The 19,774-nt window shown below is 68.1% G+C and carries 13 protein-coding genes; 6 read left to right on the top strand and 7 right to left on the bottom strand.

What is annotated here, in order from left to right; genetic code table 11:
* Positions 1–147: 147 nt before the first annotated feature.
* Both ACFWIW_RS28075 and ACFWIW_RS28070 read left to right on the top strand, forming a co-directional pair.
* On the top strand, positions 148–4,605 hold the full coding sequence (locus tag ACFWIW_RS28075; RefSeq protein WP_378371241.1) for a tetratricopeptide repeat protein: 4,458 nt from the start codon (positions 148–150) through the stop codon (positions 4,603–4,605).
* Positions 4,606–4,785: 180 nt separating this feature from the next.
* The gene (locus ACFWIW_RS28070; RefSeq protein WP_378371240.1) at positions 4,786–5,388 is read left to right on the top strand and encodes a dihydrofolate reductase family protein; all 603 of its coding nucleotides are present in this window, start codon (positions 4,786–4,788) and stop codon (positions 5,386–5,388) included.
* A gap of 291 nt (positions 5,389–5,679) precedes the next feature.
* Here the strand turns inward: ACFWIW_RS28070 and ACFWIW_RS28065 are convergent, their stop codons facing one another.
* Positions 5,680–6,633 carry a polysaccharide lyase family 1 protein gene (locus tag ACFWIW_RS28065; RefSeq protein WP_378371275.1) on the bottom strand — a complete coding sequence of 318 codons (954 nt, stop codon included), beginning with the start codon at positions 6,631–6,633 and terminating at the stop codon, positions 5,680–5,682.
* Positions 6,634–6,914: 281 nt separating this feature from the next.
* On the opposite strand from ACFWIW_RS28065, the gene ACFWIW_RS28060 reads away from it, so the two are divergent.
* Positions 6,915–8,711, top strand: a complete 1,797-nt coding sequence (locus ACFWIW_RS28060; protein ID WP_378371239.1) for a pectate lyase — start codon at positions 6,915–6,917, stop codon at positions 8,709–8,711.
* An 83-nt stretch (positions 8,712–8,794) separates the two neighbouring features.
* A complete protein-coding gene (locus tag ACFWIW_RS28055) occupies positions 8,795–9,652 on the top strand; it encodes an SAM-dependent methyltransferase (RefSeq protein ID WP_378371238.1) in 858 nt (285 codons plus the stop codon).
* Positions 9,653–9,718: 66 nt separating this feature from the next.
* On the opposite strand, the gene ACFWIW_RS28050 is transcribed toward ACFWIW_RS28055, so the two are convergent.
* The 4 genes from ACFWIW_RS28050 to ACFWIW_RS28035 all read right to left on the bottom strand — a co-directional run bounded on the left by ACFWIW_RS28050 (position 9,719) and on the right by ACFWIW_RS28035 (position 13,324).
* A complete protein-coding gene (locus tag ACFWIW_RS28050; protein ID WP_378371237.1) occupies positions 9,719–10,615 on the bottom strand; it encodes an aminoglycoside phosphotransferase family protein in 897 nt (298 codons plus the stop codon).
* Positions 10,616–10,866: 251 nt separating this feature from the next.
* Positions 10,867–11,601 carry an SDR family oxidoreductase gene (locus tag ACFWIW_RS28045; RefSeq protein ID WP_378371236.1) on the bottom strand — a complete coding sequence of 245 codons (735 nt, stop codon included), beginning with the start codon at positions 11,599–11,601 and terminating at the stop codon, positions 10,867–10,869.
* Positions 11,598–12,755, bottom strand: a complete 1,158-nt coding sequence (locus tag ACFWIW_RS28040) for an NADH:flavin oxidoreductase (RefSeq protein WP_378371235.1) — start codon at positions 12,753–12,755, stop codon at positions 11,598–11,600. Before ACFWIW_RS28040 ends, ACFWIW_RS28045 begins: the two co-directional genes overlap by 4 nt.
* Positions 12,752–13,324, bottom strand: coding sequence for a TetR/AcrR family transcriptional regulator (locus tag ACFWIW_RS28035; protein ID WP_378371234.1), 573 nt, complete (start codon positions 13,322–13,324; stop codon positions 12,752–12,754). The genes ACFWIW_RS28040 and ACFWIW_RS28035 overlap by 4 nt, the downstream gene beginning before the upstream one ends.
* Before the next feature lie 186 nt (positions 13,325–13,510).
* Here ACFWIW_RS28035 and ACFWIW_RS28030 point away from each other — a divergent pair, with 186 nt between their 5' ends.
* Positions 13,511–15,886 carry an ABC transporter permease subunit gene (locus tag ACFWIW_RS28030; RefSeq protein ID WP_378371233.1) on the top strand — a complete coding sequence of 792 codons (2,376 nt, stop codon included), beginning with the start codon at positions 13,511–13,513 and terminating at the stop codon, positions 15,884–15,886.
* Between the two features lie 28 nt (positions 15,887–15,914).
* The gene (locus ACFWIW_RS28025) at positions 15,915–16,889 is read left to right on the top strand and encodes a glycine betaine ABC transporter substrate-binding protein (RefSeq protein WP_378371232.1); all 975 of its coding nucleotides are present in this window, start codon (positions 15,915–15,917) and stop codon (positions 16,887–16,889) included.
* 122 nt (positions 16,890–17,011) lie between these two features.
* Here the strand turns inward: ACFWIW_RS28025 and ACFWIW_RS28020 are convergent, their stop codons facing one another.
* Together ACFWIW_RS28020 and ACFWIW_RS28015 are read right to left on the bottom strand one after the other, a co-directional pair.
* Entirely contained in the window at positions 17,012–17,815 is an 804-nt protein-coding gene (locus ACFWIW_RS28020; protein WP_378371231.1) for a hypothetical protein, read from the bottom strand.
* 326 nt (positions 17,816–18,141) lie between these two features.
* Positions 18,142–19,752 (bottom strand): alpha/beta fold hydrolase, encoded by a 1,611-nt coding sequence (locus ACFWIW_RS28015; RefSeq protein WP_378371230.1) that lies wholly within the window; start codon positions 19,750–19,752, stop codon positions 18,142–18,144.
* Positions 19,753–19,774 lie beyond the last annotated feature (22 nt).

Below are 19,774 nucleotides of genomic sequence, written 5' to 3'. Positions count from 1 at the left end.
TCACTCGGTCGAACGTGGAGCCGGATGGTCCTGCCCGTTCGTGCGTGGAACGTCGCCCGCTCTGCCGTCCCATCGGTGTGGCCCCGGAGTTGATCACCACAGCAAGCTGTGTGTGCTCGAGTCCGCAGTCAGCACAGGGGGAAACGCATGGGGGTCCGTCCTGGACGCCGGTTGCTCGCCGCCGTCGTGGCGGTGACGACCGGGATCACGCTCGTCACCGCTCCTCCGGCGGTCGCCGAGGCATCCGTCGTGGACACCGCGAAACTGGCCGACGTCCTGCTCGCCGGTTACGTCCGCACCATCGACGACACGAAGACCTACACCAAGCATCTGGTGGCCAGCGCTGAGCTGCTCGACTGGCACGCCACCCATCCGGGCGCCGACCAGAAGACCTTGACCGATCACTTCGAACTGGTCCAGGGCGCTATCCACGACGCCCTGCCGGAGCGGACTTCGCTCACCGAGGACCACGAGATCGCGGGCGCGGCGCTGTCCGTGCTGCATACGGTGCCGGACGCGGCCGTGCGCGGTCCCGAGGTCGGCAAACTGCTGGCGGCGCTGATCGCACGCGACGTCGTACCGCCGACCGGGTCGGTCAAGGACCGGCTGGAGAGCGCGCTGCAGATCTCGTCGTGGCGGGCGGGCTTGGAGTCGGCTCAGGCCTCGGTGTGGTCCGGCGTCGGGAAGACCGCACGGAGCGATGCCAAGTTCACCGCGGCCTGGGACGACGGCGCGGGTAAGGACATCGGCATCAGCGCGAAGGCCTCCGCCGTGCAGTTGAGCAACACCACCGTGCTCCGGCATCACTTGAAGATCGAGCCGTTCCTGGAGGTGCAGACCAAGCCGGACAAGCTCCGGATCGTGACCGACGAGGCGATGGCCGACACCATCCGGAAGACGGTGGATCAGCGCAACCTCTGGTTCAACGAACTGAAGAACGCGAAGCCGGAACCGGGCAAGCCCAAGGAAGACCTGGAAGCCGAGCAAAAGGAACGCCAGAAGTGGATCGACGGTGCGAAGAGCGCTCTCGACGGCTACGCGTTCTTCCTCGGGGCGGTGGGTGACCCTGGTGCCGAACGGGACCTCAAGGCCTTCGCCAGCGGCGCGCTCCAGGTGGCCACCGCGGTCAACGAGTGCATCACCGCGTTCAAAGCCATCGACGCGGTGTTCTCCATGGCCACGGTCGCCTTCACCGGCAACGTGCTCAGCGCCGTCAGCACCCTGGTGGGCCTGTTCGCCTCGGCCGGGCCGAGTGTCGAGGAGCTGATCCTCAAGGAGATCGAGGCACTGCACAAGAAGCTCGACGAGCTCAAGGAGAACATGAACGAGCGCTTCGACGCCATCGACCGGCGGCTCAGCGCGATGTACACCGATATCGTCGGCCAGCTGGAACGGCTCACCGGTGACGTGACCACGGTGAAGAACAACCTGACGGACGTCGCCGGTCAGCTCACCCGGATCGAAGACCGCGTGGACAACGTCGGCGTCAACGTCACCGCGGCACTGGCCGGCCTGTACGCCAAGGACGCGTGGAAGCAGGCCGATTCGAAGATCGACTACCTGCGTTACCACCCCGGCGACGAGTTCACCTATGACATGTACAAGCAGGCGGAAGAGGAGTTCCACCCGGCCGGCGTCGACCTGCCGAAGTCCGAGGGTGCCTACGTGCCGTCCGAACGAACGTCCACTGAGGACGGTTCGGTTCTGCAGAACCTGCGTGACTTCGGGACATTCGGCGTGATCCGGTACCTGTCCCGGCTCATGACCCGCAAGGGATGGAATCGGGAAGTGCCCGAGGTCGGCCCGACCGGCAACCCCGAAATGTGGAAGATCGGCGCCACCGCGTACACCCTGCTTTCCGCGCAGAATCCGAACTGGGCCAACAAACCCGGCACGAATCCGCCGGGGCAGCCCGGGACCCGGTGGGAGCGGCCAGGGCATGTCATCGGCCAAGGCCGCGCGATCCTCGAAGCGGCCAAGACGTTCAACACTCCGAAGGCCGACGGCGGGGTCAATGCCTTGTTCGCCGGATTGCTGAACGAGTACGGAACCACGCTGAACGGCTTGATCGACGAGGCGCAGAACCGGGAACACGACGTCACCAAGGGTGCCTACAACCTCTGGGGTGGACCTGCCCAGGCCGCGCTCATCGAGCGCAGTGGCCTCGACGGCCTTCCCAAGGCGATGAAATGCGATTCGGGCAATCTCGACGAGTACATCGAGACACCGGACAAAATGAAGGGACGTATGCTCGGCCCGGCGCAGATGCTCGCCAGGAACGTGCACGTGACCCCGCCGCACTACAGCGTCTGCTGGTACTCGAGGTTCGTCGGCGAGCGCGTGGTGGAGCGCACCGATCTCTGCGAAGCCGACCCCAGGCCGGTGCCTTGCACGGAGAAGTGGACCTACGGCGATCTCGAGGTCACCTTCAGCCAGGGGCTGCAATGGTCCGACGCGCCTCCGCTGCCCAGCCGCTGGGGCACCGCCACGGTGAAGAAGGGGATGCAGCTCCAGTACTGCAAGGACATCCACAACGGGCCCGCCTACTGCACGAACCGGCCGAACCAGTTCGAGGAGGTCGTGAAGGGCTGGAAGACCGGTCTGCACCAAGCGTTCGACACGAATGTGCGGATCGGCGAGCGGCCGGAGACCGAGCAGGACGCCGCGAACCGGATGACCACGTTCCTGAACCAGAACAGGACCACCTACTACCTCGACAACGCGAAGTACCTCAAGACCGCCAATCGAGGCGCCGCGCTCAACATGCAGGCACGGCTGCTGCGCACCTACACCGAACTCGGCTTTCCGCAGTCGCTGCGATCGGACAAGGAGTTGCGCGGCCTGCTGTACGGCGCGTTCGGGATCTTCGCCAACGCCGCGGACGAAATCGTGCCTGATCAGCTGTCCCGGATCTACGAGACCGCCGCGTCGAATCTCGCGGGCGGCCTTCCGGCCTGGAAGCAGGAACTGCTGTCCGCTCGGGACAATCCCTGTGGCAAACCCGAGGGCATCCGGACCGATGACCCGCTGCTCGCCTGTCTCGCCGAGGACGGCCGAAGCCGGCTGGCGAAACTGAACGAGCGGTACACGGTCGCGTTCAAGGCCCGCAAGGAAGGCGCGGACGAGACGTTGCCGGACGTGCGGGATCAGGTGCGGAACCTGTGGCTGGTCACCAAGACGATCCATCCCACGGCCGACGTCGGCGGCCCGGTGGATCCCGTGCCGCCGAAGATCGCCGTCAACGCCGACTACGACGGAGACCGCAAGGAGGACACGGCGTTCTGGCGGCCCGAGGACGGCACGTGGACCGTGCGGCCCTCCACCGGCGGACCGGAGCGGACGACGAGCCTCGGGCGGCCCGGTGATCTGCCGGCACCCGCGGACTACGACGGCGACGGCAAGGCCGATCCCGCCGTCGTCCGGCCATCGGAGGGCCGGTTCTTGCGCAAGGCCTTGACCGGTGGCCCGGTCACCACGACGGAGTGGCCGAAACCCGGTTACGAGCCGAGGCCGGACGAACGGGCCGGGATGGTGACCCTCGCCGGACGGCTGGGCAGACTCGCGAACGAAGTGTCCAGGGCGGGCAAGGCCACCGACGCGGTGGTGGCGCAACGTCAGGTGGTGAACCTGTGGCGGTCGCTGGCGCGGTCCGGTGGCGCCTCGGACCTGGCACGTTCGCTCGTCGTCCTGGGCTCGTTCCTGACCAACACGCGTGAGCACGACGAAGCGATCGCCGTCACGAAGGACGCCATCGACCGCTTCCGCGCACTCGGGCAGAAAGCCGACCTCGCGTGGGCGTTGAACAACCTGGGCTACCGGAATTCGGCGGCGGGCAGGGCGTTGGACGCGGTGGTGGCGCAGCGGGAGAGCCGGGATCTGTACCGGGAGCTGGCCGCGGTGGATCCGGCGCAACGACGGGCATTGGCCTTGGCCCATGTCGTTCTGGGATCGTTCGCGCAGCAGGCCGGATTGCACGAGGAGGCGATCCAGGCGGCGCGTGACGGGGTCGCCGTCTACCGGCAACTCGGGGACAAGCCCGGCCTGGCGTGGGCGTTGAACAACCTGGGCTACCGGAATTCGGCGGCGGGCAGGGCGTTGGACGCGGTGGTGGCGCAGCGGGAGAGCCGGGATCTGTACCGGGAGCTGGCCTCGGCGGATCCGGCGCAACGACCGGCCTTGGCGACCGCGTACGTGATCCTGGGATCGTTCGCGCAGCAGGCGGGTCTGCACGAGGAGGCGATCCAGGCGGCGCGTGACGGGGTCGCCGTCTATCGGCAACTCGGTGACAAGCCCGGCCTGGCGTGGGCGTTGAACAACCTCGCGTACCGGTTCTCCGCAGCGGGGAAAGCCGCTGACGCGGCGGCGGCGCAGAGGGAAGTGCGAGACATCTATCAGGCACTTCTGGACGGTGGCGGTGCTTACCGGCCGCAACTGGCCGAAGCCGCGCTCCTGCTGGCGAGGTTCCTCATCGGCGCGGGCCGGAACGACGAGGCGAGGCAGCCCGCTCAACAGGCAGTCGACCTCTTCGAACAACTCGCCGCGGCCGACCCCGCGTACGCACCGCGTTTGAAGGAAGCGAAAGAGGTGCGAGCCAGTCTCGGCTAGTCACGCGTTCGTGCCTGACGGTCCGGGCCCTTTGAGTAGCGGCATACGTGTACCCGAGGTGGGCGGTATCCAGTGTGGTCGCGATCTTGTCGAGCACGGGAGAAGTGGACAGCGGCCGGTCGCGGTGCCAGTGTCGAGCGGTCGAGGAGCCTCGATTCAGTGCGCCAGAAGGGATTTCTCATGTCAAAGGTGGTGACGCAGGCGTCGGTGTCGCTGGACGGTTTCATCGCCGGTCCGGAGAACGGGGGGTTCGAATACCTTTTCGCGTGGTGCCGTGCCGGCGAGGTCGAGGTGCCCACCGCGTCGCCCGGCCGGTCGTACAAGGTCTCCGAGGCGTCCGCCGCCTATGTCCGCGACATGATCGAGGGTTACGGGGCGCTGGTGGTCGGGCGGAACCAGTTCGACGGTATGAACGGGTGGGGCGGGCAGCACCCCATGAACGTGCAGGTCTTCGTGGTCACTCATTCGGTGCCTGAAGGCTGGGCTCCCGAAAGCGCCGAGTTCGTCTTCGTGACCGAAGGTGGCGTCAAGGCCGCCATCGACCGGGCCAAGGCGGTCGCCGGGGACAAGAACGTCGGCGTGGGTCCGGGCGTGGTAGCCCGCGAAGCGCTGGAAGAACGGTTGCTCGACGAGATCCGCGTCGACCTCGTGCCGTTCATGCTCGGAGACGGAGTCCGTTTCGTGGACACGCTCGGCACCGCTCCGCTGGGATTCGGTGATCCCCAGGTCATCCAGGGGAAGAAGGTCACGCACCTCATCTATCCCGTGGAGACCGGCGGATAGCGGCTCCCCGAAGCCCGACGCCGCGAAACCCTGCTGGCGCGACATCGGCAGACCGCCTCCGCGCTGCTTCATGTGGCCCGCGTGACAGGTATTCGGTAGCGTCCGCGCGGTCCGGACCCGATGATCATGGAGGCGAGAGATGACGAACCCGGAACAGGACGCCGAAGAATCACGCACACTGATCATCTCCACGGATGAAGCGGGCCACGAAGAGATCTACGAAGAGGACGTCGTCGTCCGGGAATGACGAGATGCCGCCCCGGCGCCTGCGGGCTCCGGGGCGGCGGCCGGTCAGGGCCGGATCTTGCCCGCTCCCGCTCCGGCGGTCACACTGCTTTTCACCGTGCTCGCGGATTCGAGGCTGTAGGAGTACGGAATCCTGGCCACCGTTCCGCTCGCCTCAGGTGAACCGGATCCGGTGAAGAGGTTCCCGCGTTGCACCAGGGTGCCCGCCGGTGAACCCGCGTAGCCGACCAGCGTCGGTTCGTCGACGTTGTCGAAGTGGTTGTTCTCGACGAGAACGCCACCGTTGCAGGTGGACGCGACACCGTACTCGTTGTCCCGATAGTAGTTGTTGAAAACGTGCACCGGATTGGCGAATCGCACGCGCGGATGCCGTGTCCCCGAGCCGTCGAAGTAATTGTGGTGATAGGTCACCCGCAATTTGCCGGTATCCTGGCTTCCGTTGTCGTCACTGTGTCCGAGCAGCATCGATTTGTCGTGCCCGTGCACGCGGTTCCAGGACACCGTGATGTAGTCCGAAGCGCGCTTGATGTCGACGGCGCCGTCGTATCCGTTGGTGAACGTGTTGTGGTCGACGACCACGTTGGTCGAAGCCTTTTCGATGTTGATCGCGTCGTCGTCCCAGTCCCGGAAGGACAGGTTCTGGATCACCACGTTCTTGGATCCGCTCAAGGTCAGGCCGCAGCCGTCGATCGTCGCGCCGGCATTGCCCAGAATGGATTTGTTGGATCCCACCTTGAGCATGCCGGAGCAGGAAATGGTGCCGGAGACCCGCACCACCGCCGCGGTGGTTCCGCTGATCGCGGAGCTCAGCGCGGATGCCGAGGTCACCGTGATCGGCGACGCGCCGCCGCCGCCGGTGGTGCCCCCGTTCTGGCTCGCCCAGCCGATCGGTGCCGCCTGCGCGGAGATTTCCGCATTCGCGCCTGTGGTCACCATGGTCGTCGAAGTGAGCACGGTCAAAGTCAGAATCGAAATTAATCGAGAAGGACGCATATTCATCACGCCGCCTCCTTGCGGTCGATGAAGAAAACAGAATGTCCTAAAAGGATTGATTCGGATCCGATGGCGAAGCGCCGAGAACAGGAGACCAACGAACCGGCGTCACGTCAACCCTCGATCGCCGATTCCCGGTTCACACTGATGAATCGTGAGGTCGGCCGCACCGTGATTCGCCGATATTGCTCCAGGCGGACGATCCGGGCTTGACGGGAGCGCTCCCAGCTATCACGATGCGTTTACAAGTGTGGACGACGTTCAGATATGTGAATCGAGTAGCGATCATGAGCCTTACGCGCCGCAGCTTCGGACTCCTCGCCACCGCTGTGCCGGTGGCCGTCCTCGTGGGTGGACACCAGACCGTTCAGGCCGCCGTGCCGGGAATCCCGGCGGCCATGCGCCGGGCCGCGGCGTTCTTCGACGAACAGCTCTCCTATCGCGGCGCCTATGTCTGGAGCTATCTGCCCGATCTGTCCCAGACCTGGGGTGAGATGGCGGCCAACCGCACCATGTGCTGGGTGCAGCCGCCGGGAACGCCGTCGATCGGGCACAGCCTGCTGGACGCCTACCACGCCACCGGTGACGAATCCTTCTACCGCGCCGCCTCTCGTACCGGCCTCGCCTTGGCGGCCGCCCAGCTGCCGGTCGGCGGCTGGAACTACGTGCACGACTTCGCGGGTACGAAGTCGCTGCGCGGGTGGTACGACACCGTCGGCGCGAACGGCTGGCGGCTGGAGGAGTTCCAGCACTATTACGGCAACGCGACCTTCGACGACGCGGGCACGTCCTCCGCCGCCCAGCTCATCCTGCGCCTCTACCTGGAACGCGGCGATCACCGATTCGGCGCGGCCCTCGATCGTGCCCTGCGCTTCGTGGTGAGGGCGCAGATCCGCGGAGGGATCGCCGACGGCGGCTGGCCACAGCGTTTCCCCCGGTTCGAAGGGGCCGTGAAGGACACGCCGTGGCCCGAGGTGCGGCCGCCGTGGCTACCCGCCGGCATCCGGCACGGTATGGAGGACGGTGACTACACCGGCCACGTCACCTTCAACGACGACGTCCTCGGCGAGAACATCAAGTTCCTGCTGATGTGCATGTCCACTTTGGACAAGCCGGGGCTGGCCGGGCCGATCCGGCGCGCGATGGACTGCCTGCGCCGCCTGCAGCAGCCGGGGCCGCAGGCGGGCTGGGCGTTGCAGCACCTGGCCAGGGCCTCGGGCGGCAGGCCGGCGGGTGCCCCGGCGGGTGCGCGATCCTATGAACCCCGCGCACTGGCCACGCACACCACGCAGACCAATGTGCAGCAGCTGTTCCACTACTTCCGGCTCACCGGCGATCGAGTGTTCCTCGACCGTGTCCCCGAAGCCATCGCGTGGCTGGACAGCTGCCCGCTCACCGCGCGGCAGCACGCCGAGAACCCGTTGCTGGCCGGGCGGACCCATCCCACCTTCGTGGATCTGGAGACCAACCGGGCGCGGTTCGTCCACCGCTTCGGCTCGAACGTCCGCAACGGCGCCTACTACACCGACAACGACCACCGCGCGACGCTGAGCCATTATTCAGGCGGCCGCGTGATCGACACCGCGGCCCTGCGCGCCACCTACGAGCAACTGCGGGCGCTCACCCCCGCGCAGGTCGCCGACCTGAAGGCGCGCTCGCCGCTCAGCGGCGTCGCGGTCCCGCTCCCTCGCTACTTCACCCCGCGCGAGCCTCAGCTCGGCGACCTCTTTCTCGGCGCGCCGTCACAGCTGCCGGTCGTGTCGGACGCGGAGGCGAAGGCACTGGCCGACGGGCTGGGCGGCAACGACTACTGGCTGACCCCGGCGGACGCGATCACCAACCCGTATCGCGGTCCTTCGCCTGCCACGCCTTACGCCGGAAAGGCGTATATGAGCAAGCACGTGGGCGACCTGTACGACACCTCGCCCTACGATCCGCTCACCCCGCCCGAGGAGCCGCCGTACCGGCCGAAGGAGCGGCCGCCGGTGATCAGCACCGGCACCTATGTGGCCAACATGGGCAAGCTGATCTCCTGGGCCGCGGCCGGTGCCGACGGAGCGTCACGGACCAACGAGCCGAGATGACCTTCGGTCGGTGGTTGCGTACAGTGGGTGAATCGCTGACGTAATGGTCTGTCTTTGCCGGCGTTCGGTTGTGAGGGTGGGAAATGCCGTCGTTCGAGTCCGGGTACACCGCGCCGAGTTCGGTTCCGGTCGGGGTGGACCCGACCCGGGCGAGCATCGCCCGTGTGTACGACGCCGCGCTGGGCGGCAAGGACAACTACGAGATCGACCGTGAGGTGCTGCGGCAGGTCGCGACCAAGGCGCCCGAAGTCCGGGATCTGGCGTGGTCCAACCGCAATTTCCTGACCAGGGCCGTGCGCTTCCTCGCCCAGCAAGGGAAGATCACCCAGTTCCTCGACTGCGGTTCGGGACTGCCGACGGCGGAGAACACCCACCAGATCGCCCAGCGGGTCAACGCCGGCACGCAGGTGGTGTACGTCGACAACGATCCCGTGGTGCTCGCCCATGGCCGGGCCATCCTCGAGAACAACCCGAACACGCACTTCGTCGCCGAGGACATTTTCCAGCCCGGGCGGCTCCTGGCCAACGAGGTGGTTCGTGAGCACCTCGACTTCTCGCGTCCGCTGGCCTTGTTGCAGGTGGGCACCCTGCATCACTACACCGCCGACAACGGCGCGGACCTGATGCGCGAGTACATCGACGCGCTGCCCAGCGGCTCGTTCGTCGTCATCGCGCACTTCTTCGATCCGGAGAAGCCCGGGTTGAGCGAGCTCGCCCGGAAGATGGAAGAGCTGTTCATGCACAGCCCGATGGGCTCGGGCCGGTTCCGCACGGCAAGCGAGATTTCGAGTTTCGTCGAGGGACTGGAGATCATGCCCTCCGGTCCTGGCAAGGAACCTGGCCTGGAGCTGTGCGATCACTGGTGGCCGGACGGGCCGAAACTCACCCCGCTCAACGAGGTCGAGCAGTGCATCGCCGGGGTCGTCGCCCGCAAACCCTAGTGTCGCGGCCTGAGTGATCGGTGAGCTTGTTGTCCGTCATGGATCTGACGTTCGACGAAGCGTGTATCAAACGCCCTTCAGGACGCGATCGAGTGCCGCGCGGCCCAGAGACCCCCAGTGCGGCTTGCCGCCGGGGAGGCCACGATCCCCGTTCTGCCCCATCAGCATCAGGAAGAGGCTCTTCATAGCGGCCAGCCCGCGGGCGCGCCGGATCGCCGCCTCGTCCGCTCGCGCGTACGTGTCGAAGAACCGTGAAGCCGTGCCCGCGGGTAGCAGCACCCATGCGGCGGCGAGGTCCCACGCCGGATCGCCGGCGAACATGTCACCGAAGTCGACGATGCCCGAGAGCGTTCCGTCCGAGACGAGGACGTTCGCGGGATGGAGGTCGCCGTGCACCCACACCGGCGGGCCCGCCCACGCGGGGGCCGCGACGGCGTCGTGCCAGACGGCCCGGACGTCGTCAGCGATGTCGTCAGGGGCGACGGCCTGGAGGAAGTTCTCGAAGCCCTCCGTGCAGTTCCCGGGATGGGCCCCGCGGTCTGTGGCGATCGGTGCCCCGGCGGGCGCCTCCACGTGGAGCGCCTGGAGGAAGACCGCCAGCGTGTCGGCCGCGTGGGTGCCGCGGCTGATCGTGCCGTGGTCAAGCGGCTCGCCGGGAACCCACGTCATCACGGTCCAGTGCTTGGGGAAGCGCTCCGACGGTTCGCCGAACCGCACCGGGGTCGGCACCGGGAGCGGTAGGCGCGGGGCCAGCACAGGCAGCCATCGCCGCTCCTTGAACTGGAGCTCAGGGGTGGGGTCCATCCGTTGCATGCGCACGACCAACTCGTCCCCGAGACGCCACATCCGGTTGCCCCAGCCGCCCGCCACCTCGCGGATGGCCAGCCCCGCGAGGTCCGGATGCTGCTCCCGCAACAGCTCACGGACCAGGCCCGCGGTGGTCTCGATCTCGGGGTCGGTCATACGACGTCACAGTACCGAGGCGGGCTCGACCGCCGCACCCGCGCAAGCCGAGACGCCCGCGAACTGGTGCAGGCCGGTGAGTTCTCGCCGGCCTTCGACACGATGTGTTCGCGGATCCACGAAGACGAGCTCGAGATTTCACCGGGGTATCACGAACGTCTCGTTCGATGGTCCGGCGAACTCGGGTCCGTCGATCTTGTCCAGGATCTGCGGCTTCAGGTGAAGTGACGGAGCTTCGCCCGAGGAGCCGTTCAGAAGTCGCCCGGCCGCATCAGCGCGTCCGACCCGCCGTCGATCATGAACTGGGCCCCGTGGACGTACCCGGCCCGCGGCCCGAGCAGGTAGACGATCAGTGCGGCCACCTCGTCCGGCCTGCCGTGCCGCCGGATCGGCGCCTGATAGTTCCGGATCGCGTCGCCGTAGCGGGGATCGGCCAGTCCGCCATCCAGCAGCGGCGTGTCGACCGCGCCGGGGGCCACGGTGTTCAGCCGGACCCCGGCGGCGCCCCATTCGGTCACCCGGCTGCGCACGGCCACCGTCAACGCGTTCTTCGACCACGCGTACGCGAGCTGTCCCCGGTACTCACCGGCGGCCGCCAGCGCGGCGGCCTCGGTGCCTTGCCTGATCGGGTTGTCCGCCCACCGCACCATCGTCGAGGCCGACGACGACACGGCCACCGCCGCGGTGCGCAGCGCGGGAAACAGCCCGTCCAGCAACGTGACCGCACCCCGGTAGTTCACCTCGATGATGCGTGCCGGATCCGGCGTATGCGGTCCCAGACCGGCACACAGCACGAGCCCATCGAGCGCGCCCTCGCACCGGTCCAGCACCCCGTCGATGGCGCGCTGCCGTCCATCGGGAGTGCTCAGATCCGCGCACACCTCCGCGTCCCGCAGGTCCACGCCGGTCACGTCGTGCCCCTCCGCTCGCAGTGCCGACACCACAGCGGCACCGATTCCCGAGGCGGAACCCGTCACGGCGATCATCGAGCCTCCAGTACGCAGTGCGTCCCGCGGTAGATCGTCGGCACGCACTTGTTGCAGTGCACGCACAACGAGCGGGCACCGGACCGCAGCCGCAGTGGCAGATCGGGTTCGCGCAGCAGCGCCCGCGCCATCGCGACGAACGCGAAGCCCTCCGCCATCGCCTGCTCCATCGTCTCCAGCCGCGTGATGCCGCCGAGCAGGATCAGCGGCAGGTCCAGCGCCGCGCGGAACTGGCGTGCCCGGTCCAGCAGGTACGCCTCCTGGAACGGGTAATCGCGCAGGAAGGCGCCGCCGGCCGCCCGGACGCCCCAGCGCAACGGCCGCGGGAACTGCGCGGAGAACTCCTTCACCGGCGCGTCCCCGGTGAACAGGTACATCGGGTTCAGCAGCGAACTGCCCGCCGTCAGCTCCAGCGCGTCGACGGACCCGTCCGCCTCCAGCCACCGCGCGACCCGCACGCTCTCGTCCAGCCAGAACCCGCCCGGTACCCCGTCGTCCATGTTGAGCTTCGCGGTCACCGCGATCCGGTCGCCGACCACGTCCCGGACCGCCCGCGCGATCTCCAGCGCCAGCCTGGCCCGGTTCTCGAGCGATCCGCCGTAGGAGTCCCGCCTGCGGTTCAACCGGGGACTGAGGAACGAACTGACCAGATAGTTGTGTCCGAAGTGGATTTCGACCGCGTCGAAGCCGGCTTCGATCGCCACTCGCGCCGCTGTGGCGTGTGCGCGCACGATCCGATCCAGATCGTGCTCCGAGGCCGCCCGCGTCATCCGCATCCCCAGCGGATTCGGGAACCGCCCCGGCGCCAGCGCGGGCGACCGGTTCGACGCCGCGTTCGCGACCGGCCCCGCGTGCCCGATCTGCGCGCTCACCGCCGCCCCCTCGGCGTGCACGGCGTCGGTGAGCCGGCGCAACCCGGGCACCGCCTCCTCGCGCATCCAGATCTGGTGCCGGTCGGTGCGGCCCTCCGGGGACACCGCGCAGTAAGCGACCGTCGTCATCCCCACGCCACCGCGGGCCACCCGCCGGTGGAACTCGATCAGCCGATCGGTGACCACGGCGTCCGGGGTCGCTCCCTCGAAGGTCGCGGCTTTGACGATGCGGTTGCGCAGCCGCACCGGGCCCAGCCGCGCGGGCGCGAAGACGTCGGTCATGACCCCGCCAAACCCGCGGCGAGGAACGCGCGCAGCGTCCCGGCCGGCACCTCACCCGGCATCTCGTCGGCGAAGAACTGCAGCACCAGGCCGAAGGCGAGCAGCCACCGGTGTGCGGCGTCCGCCTTCGACAGCTCCGGCCGCGCGTCCCGCAGCAGCTCGATCCACGGCCCCAGCGCGAACCAGCTCGAAGTCCAAGCCTGCTCCCGCCGCCCCCGCACGAACCGCGCCAGCAGCCGCAGCCGCAAGCGCCCGACCGGGTCCGCGGCCAGCCCGGCCAGGGGTGTCACGACGAGATCGACCAGTTCCGCCACCGTGGGCACCCAGCCGTCCCGCCGCCGCTCCGTGACCTCGTCGAGCCGCCGCTGCCACACCGGCGCGAGCCGGGCCTCCAGCAGCGCGGCGATCAAGGCGTCCTTCGACCCGAAGTGGTAGTGCACGGCCGCCGGATTCATCCCGGCCGCGCTGTTGATCGCGCGGACGGACACCGCGTCGTAGCCGGATTCCAGCAACAGTCGCTCGGCGACGGTCAGCAATCGTTCCCGCGTGGTGGCGTCGGTGCTGGGCATTCGTGCAGCACACCATATTTCCATCACCGAATCAATCACTGATTGAACTGTGGACAGGGACCCCGTGGGCATGTTGGGCTGTGGTCGGCGATTTTCTGTCCTGCGACGTCGAGGAGCGGCGCCCTGAGCCTGTGGGAGTACCTCCGGGAGAACTGGATCGACGTCGTCAACGACGCGATCCTGCACGTGGATCTCACCCTGGCGGCGATGGCACTGGCCGTGCTGGTCGGAATGACGATCGGCCTGCTCACCTACCGGCGGCGGTGGCTCGGCGCGATGGCGACCACGACGACGGCGGCGTTCCTGACCGTCCCGTCGATCGCGCTGCTCGGTATCCTGATCGGCCCGTTCGGGCTGGGGCTGACGAATGTCCTGTGCGCGCTGGTGCTCTACGCGCTTCTGCCGATCACACGCAACACGATCGTCGGGCTGCGTGGCGTCGACCCGGCCGTGGTGGACGCGGCGCGTGGCATGGGATTCGGCCGCGTGCGGCTGCTGTTCCGCGTGCGCCTGCCGCTCGCCTGGCCGGTGATCCTTTCCGGCATCCGGGTCTCGACGCAGATCACGATCGGCATCGCGGCCATCGGCGCGTACGTCAAGGGCCCCGGCCTCGGCAACCAGATCTTCGACGGGCTCGGCCGGTTCGGCTCGGTCAACTCGCTGAACCAGGTGCTCACCGGAACGTTCGGGATCATGGTGCTGGCGCTGCTGTTCGACCTGGCCTTCGTGGTGGTCGGCAAGCTGACCACCCGGCGACGGCCCCGTGCCCGCCGGGTGGCGGCTCCGGCGACGACGGGGGAAGCCGCCGGAATGGGCGGCGAGACGATCGAGCTGCGGGACGTCAGCAAGCACTATCCCGGACGAGCGGTCCCGGCGGTCGAACGCCTGACGATGCGGATCCCCGCGGGGGAGATCGTCGTGCTGACCGGCCCGTCGGGGTGCGGCAAGACGACGACCATGCGGATGATCAACCGGCTCGTCGAGCCCACCGCGGGCGTCGTCACGATCGGCGGCACCGACGTGTCGGCGCTCGACCTCGACGAACACCGCCGCAACACCGGCTACGTCATCCAGCAGATCGGGCTCTTCCCGCACCTGCGGGTGGACGCCAACATCGGCGTGGTGCCGCGGCTGCTCGGCTGGACCCGGCGACGCGTCGCCGGCCGGGTGCGCGAGCTGCTCGACGTCGTCGGCCTGACCCGTGAGCACGGCGACCGGTACCCGCGTGAGCTTTCCGGCGGTCAGCAGCAGCGTGTCGGGGTGGCGCGGGCGATGGCCGCGGACCCGCCGGTCATGCTGATGGACGAACCGTTCGGCTCCACCGACCCGATCACCCGTGCCCGGCTGCAGGACGAATTCCTTCGCCTGCAACGGGAAGTGCGTAAGACGATCGTGTTCGTCACGCACGACTTCGACGAGGCGCTGAAGGTCGGAGACCGGATCGCCGTACTGCGGCCGCGGTCGGTGATCGCGCAATACGACACACCACAGGCGATCCTCGCCGCGCCGGCGGACGATTACGTCGCGAGCTTCGTCGGCCCGAAGCGGAACCTGAAGCGGCTCGCGCTGATCCGGGTGGGTGACCTGGAACTCAGGACGGCGACCGGGCCGGACGGGTTGCCGCCGGTCCGGCCCGACGCCACCCTGCGAGACGTGCTGGACGTGATGGTGCGGACCGGCAGCACCGAGGTCGTGGTGACCGAGGACGGCACCGCGCAGCCGCTGGGGGTATGCGATGTGCCCGGTCTCGTCGAGGCGCTGAGGCCGACCGGCGAGGCGCCCGCGACCCCGGAGGTGGCGGAGGCGCCGAGCACGGACACCACCGTGCCCGCGCGGCCCCGGCGGCGACGGCTCGGGCTGCTGGTGCGACCGGTGCTGCTGGTCTTCGCCTTGCTGGCGCTCTACTTGATCGTCCGCGCGCATCCGATCGACTCGATCGAACAGCGTTTCCTCAACGCCGGCGAGATCTTCACCGAACTGGGCGCGCACCTGCGGCTCACCGCGATCTCGACGGCGTGCACCATCGCCATCGCCCTCCCGCTCGGCATCCTGCTCACCCGCGCCGGCGCCCGCTGGGCCAGGCCGATCGGGCTGGGACTGGGCAACCTCGGCCAGGCGATCCCGTCGATCGGGCTCGTCGTGCTGCTCGCGCTCTGGATGGGCACGGGCACCGCGACCGCGGTGACGGCGCTCGTCGTCTACGCGACCTTGCCGGTGCTGCGCAACACGATCGTCGGGCTCGACGGCGTCGACCCGACCCTCGTCGACGCCGCGCGCGGCATGGGCATGGGCAAAGCGGCCATCCTGTGGCGGATCGAACTGCCGCTGGCGGTCCCGGTGATCCTCGCCGGGATCCGGACCGCGCTGGTGCTGACCGTCGCGAGCGCGACGCTCGCGACCTTCATCGACGGCGGCGGCCTCGGCGGCGGGCTTGTCGCCGGGATCGGGCTGTACCGCCCGGTCCTGAGCTTGACCTTCGGCATCATCGTCGCCGTATTGGCGCTCTTCGTCGACTGGCTGGGGCTGGTCGCCGAGGAGATCCTGCACCCGCGCGGCCTGTAGCTCGACCGACCTCAAGGAGGACCAACCCATGCGGATGCTCCAGCGCACGACCGCCGCGGTGCTCACGCTCGTCGTGGCGGCGGCGCTCTCGGCGGGCTGCACGATCGGCAAGGACGAGACCGGTGCCAAGGTGGGCGCGGGATCCATCCAGAAGATCGACGCCCTGAACGGCGCCCAGATCCGCGTCAGCTCCAAGGAATTCGACGAGCAGCTGTTGCTCGGCCAGATCGCCATCGTGGCACTGCAAGCGGCCGGGGCGAACCCGCAGGACAAGACCAACATCACCGGTTCGAGCAACGTCCGCCAGGCGCTCACCAGCGGCGCGGTCGACCTGTACTGGGAATACACCGGCACCGCCTGGATCAGCTACCTCAACCAGACCAAGCCGATCAGCGACCCGCAGGCGCAGTACGACGCGGTCAAACAGGCCGACACCGCCAACGGTGTCACCTGGTGGGCACGTTCGCCGGCCAACGACACCTACGCCATCGCCGGCAACCCGGCGACGTTGGCCCGGACCGGCGTCAAGACGCTGTCCGACTACGCGGCCCTGGTGAAGCGAGACCCGGCCGCGGCCTCGACCTGTATGGGACCGGAGTTCAAGAGCCGGGACGACGGATTCCCCGGGCTGGCGAAGACCTACGGGTTCACCCTGCCCGACGCGCACGTGCACCTGCTCAACGACGCCGTCGTCTACCCGAGCGTCGGCAAGGGGGAGCCGTGCGGCTTCGGCTCGGTCGCCTCCACCGACGGGCGCGTGGCCGGGCAGAAGCTCACCGTGCTCGAGGACGACAAGCACTTCTTCCCGACGTACAACCCCGCGATCACGATCGCCACCCCGCTCGCCCAGAAGTATCCGCAACTGGAGCAGGTCTTCACGCCGATCGCCGCGAAGCTCGACACCGCGACGCTCACGGACCTGAACAAGAAGGTCAGCGTCGACGGCCAGAAGCCGGCCACGGTCGCCCGCGACTGGCTCAAGTCGGCGGGGTTCATCAGCTGACCATTCGCGGAGTGAGGCAACCGTGGCAGGTTCCGGGCCGGGCCGCCGCGTCGGGGTCGTGAGTGAAAAAGAGGGTTAGAACGACCATTGCCACTCACGACCCCCGTGAGTGCCTTTCGAAGTCAGCGCGCGGCCACCGGAAGACCCCGGTCGTCGCAAGGGAGGCGGCCCGGTCCGTAGGTCTTCGTGAAGTCCTCCGTGATGTCGTTCTCGGTCTTTTCCATTTGGGTGGGCTCGATTCTGACCAGGCCGCCGAAAGGTGTGTCGATATCCTTCACGAGGACCAGGGAAGCGGCGAACAGCGCGCTGAGCAACACCACGGCGAGTATGTGGAATCCGGCGTTGCGCTTCGGCAGTGAGTACGCGTAGGCCGCGATGGTGAGCGCGAGGGCCAGCGCCATGAACCAGAACACGATGTCGGGAATCGACGGGTCGGCTTCGGCGATTCGCGTGGACCGGGCCACCGAGCGGTCGGTGTCGGCCTGAACCAGGATCTCGAAGACGCCGTCACGTTCGGGGATCTGCTTGAACGTGTCACGGAAGCCCGAGGACCACACGCTGGGCTCCTTCGCCGACTGTCCGTCGGCCAGCGCTTTCCACTCGAATTCGTGCACGGCGCGCGTATAGCAGACCGCGCCGGCCTGCAATTCCCGGCGGAAAGGCTCGGGAAGATACTCGGCGGTCTCGAAGAAATGATCGACCACCTCGGCTTCGGCGGACGCGCCGTCCTCGGCCTCCCCATAGGATTCCGCGGCCACCACGATCACGAAGGCGAGCATCAGTACCGCGAATGTCTCGAGTGGACTGATCAGGTCGGTGACGGACGGCGACTCGCCGTCGTCGGCCGACTTGCGCGCCCGGATGAGGCGGTTGGTCACCAGGCCGCCGAGCAGGGCGATCCCGATGATCAGTGTGGTCACGAGCATGACCACGCTCCCGGGTGGTGAATTCCGGCGTGTGGCGGTCGTGGTTCACCAGCCGAGCGGAATGCGATGACGGTCGAGCGCCGCACTGTCATTCGTCCTCCAGTCGGTGTTTATCAGCTCCAATACTTCTCACGTCGCGCCGTGACCGCAGTCGCTTGTTCGGGTGGGTTTTTTCGTTCGACCGTGATCAACGCGGCCTCGCGGGAATCAGGCCTTTTCGATGAGGGCGGCGGTGCCGAGGCCCCGGCCGCCGCCGAATTCGTTCGTGCGCAAGGACGTTCTTCTCGTTCGGTGGCCGCGTTGAAAGGCCCGGCGGTACCGGTCGGTCAGCGGGCCGGGTGGGGCAGGACGGCGTGGAGGAGCTGTTCGGCGATGCTGCCGAGGTCGGTGATCAGGTCCTCGATGCCTGGTTTCGGGTCGGTGGGGATCGCGGCGGGCGGGTTGGCGCTGTCGCAGTCGGTGCGCCGCGGCGGGAGTTTTCCGTCGATGAGGTAGGCGTTGACCTTGTCGTCGACGCAGGGATTGCGGTTGACCGGGATGTCGGGGTCGCCGCCGCCTGCGGCGTACTGGCCGTGCTGGCCATCGCCGCGCACCGCGATCAGCGAGCTGCCGAGGGTTTTGGCCATGGCCTGGCCGTTGACCATCGGGGTCTGGGTGTCGCCTTCGGCGGCGAGGACGAGTCCCTTCGGGTACCGCGCCTCGCCGATCGACGGCAGCGGTTCACGATCGTCTTGGTGGAAGAAGCAGTTGTTCGGCGCCATCTGTGGCACGGTGCCGCCGAACGGGGTCTCGGCGCGTACACGGCGCATGTCGCGGTAGTAGTCGTTCAGGTGGGTCGGCCAGTCCCAGTCGCACAGGATGGTCCGGTAGACCCCGTTCTCGGTTTTGGCCTGTTCGGTCAGCCTGGTGGCCGCCGCGGCCGCGCGCCGGTTGCTTTCGGCCAGTACGGGGTCGCCGGCGGGGAGCGGGAGTTCGGCCTGCACCTTCTGAAGGTTTTTCGCCAGTGACGCCCACACCTGCCGGAAGCGGGTGAACTGGCCGATCATCATGTCGAGCTGGGTCTGGTTCTCGATCCCGCCGACCGGCCCGGCGGCCAGCCGGTCGGCGATCTTGTCGACGGCGGCGCGGATCTTCTTCGGGGTGTCGCCGAGGTGGAATGTCGAGTCGCGTCGTGCGGTCCACGCCGCCCAGTGGTCGAAGTTGGCTTTCGTGGTGTCGACGACGTCGTAGGCCTGGTCGTGCCAGGTGGTGCCGGGGTCGAGGGAGGAGTCGAGCACGCTGCGGTCGAGGCGTTGCGGGAACAGTTGTCCGTAGACCGCGCCCAGCCAGGTTCCGTAGGACACCCCGAGGTAGTTGATCTTCTCTTCGCCGAGTGCCGCGCGGACGCGGTCCAGATCGCGGGCGGTGTTCGGGGTGGTCACGTGGTGGCGGAACGTGCCGCCGCCACGCACGCAGCCTTCTTCCCACTGCTTTTCGTATTCGGCGACGTGCGGGAATTCGGCGTCGGCCGGACGCGTCGACGACCACGGATCGGGGGTGGCCGGTACCTCGCAGTTCAGGGGGGTCGAGCCGCCAAGGCCGCGGACGTCGATACCGATGATGTCGTACACCGCGGCCAAGGGTGTGTCGAGGTAGTTGTACAACAGGTCGCGGCCGGTCCCGCCGGGGCCGCCGGGGTTGGTGAACAGCACCCCGCGGCGGTGCTGGGGGTCGGTGGCCTTGGAGCGGCTGATCGCGATGGAGATCTGCTCGCCGTCGGGATGGGAGTAGTCCATCGGTACCGTGACCGTGGCGCAGTCGAACCGTTGCAGGATTTCTTCGGTGCAGGGCGACCAGGCCACCGCGGGCGCGCCGTTCGCCACTCCGGTGACGGCGATCGTGAGCGCGCCGGTCATCGCGGCCACGCTCACCACCGCGACGAGTTTCCTCCGGACCATTTCTTTCCTTCCCCTTCGTTTC

This window comes from Amycolatopsis sp. NPDC058340 (assembly GCF_042723975.1).
GTDB lineage: Bacteria > Actinomycetota > Actinomycetes > Mycobacteriales > Pseudonocardiaceae > Amycolatopsis.
The sequence above is the reverse complement of the archived record's forward strand: the minus strand, read 5'-3'. Positions and strand labels throughout refer to the sequence as shown.

What these genes read in the sequence shown, in the direction of transcription:
- ACFWIW_RS28015 (WP_378371230.1), bottom strand. Translation starts at nt 19,752, where the DNA reads ATGGTCCGGAGGAAACTCGTCGCGGTGGTGAGCGTGGCCGCGATGACC.
- ACFWIW_RS28045 (WP_378371236.1), bottom strand. Translation starts at nt 11,601, where the DNA reads ATGATCGCCGTGACGGGTTCCGCCTCGGGAATCGGTGCCGCTGTGGTG.
- ACFWIW_RS28075 (WP_378371241.1), top strand. Translation starts at nt 148, where the DNA reads ATGGGGGTCCGTCCTGGACGCCGGTTGCTCGCCGCCGTCGTGGCGGTG.
- ACFWIW_RS28035 (WP_378371234.1), bottom strand. Translation starts at nt 13,324, where the DNA reads ATGCCCAGCACCGACGCCACCACGCGGGAACGATTGCTGACCGTCGCC.
- ACFWIW_RS28060 (WP_378371239.1), top strand. Translation starts at nt 6,915, where the DNA reads ATGAGCCTTACGCGCCGCAGCTTCGGACTCCTCGCCACCGCTGTGCCG.
- ACFWIW_RS28025 (WP_378371232.1), top strand. Translation starts at nt 15,915, where the DNA reads ATGCGGATGCTCCAGCGCACGACCGCCGCGGTGCTCACGCTCGTCGTG.
- ACFWIW_RS28065 (WP_378371275.1), bottom strand. Translation starts at nt 6,633, where the DNA reads ATGAATATGCGTCCTTCTCGATTAATTTCGATTCTGACTTTGACCGTG.
- ACFWIW_RS28050 (WP_378371237.1), bottom strand. Translation starts at nt 10,615, where the DNA reads ATGACCGACCCCGAGATCGAGACCACCGCGGGCCTGGTCCGTGAGCTG.
- ACFWIW_RS28040 (WP_378371235.1), bottom strand. Translation starts at nt 12,755, where the DNA reads ATGACCGACGTCTTCGCGCCCGCGCGGCTGGGCCCGGTGCGGCTGCGC.
- ACFWIW_RS28070 (WP_378371240.1), top strand. Translation starts at nt 4,786, where the DNA reads ATGTCAAAGGTGGTGACGCAGGCGTCGGTGTCGCTGGACGGTTTCATC.
- ACFWIW_RS28020 (WP_378371231.1), bottom strand. Translation starts at nt 17,815, where the DNA reads ATGCTCGTGACCACACTGATCATCGGGATCGCCCTGCTCGGCGGCCTG.
- ACFWIW_RS28055 (WP_378371238.1), top strand. Translation starts at nt 8,795, where the DNA reads ATGCCGTCGTTCGAGTCCGGGTACACCGCGCCGAGTTCGGTTCCGGTC.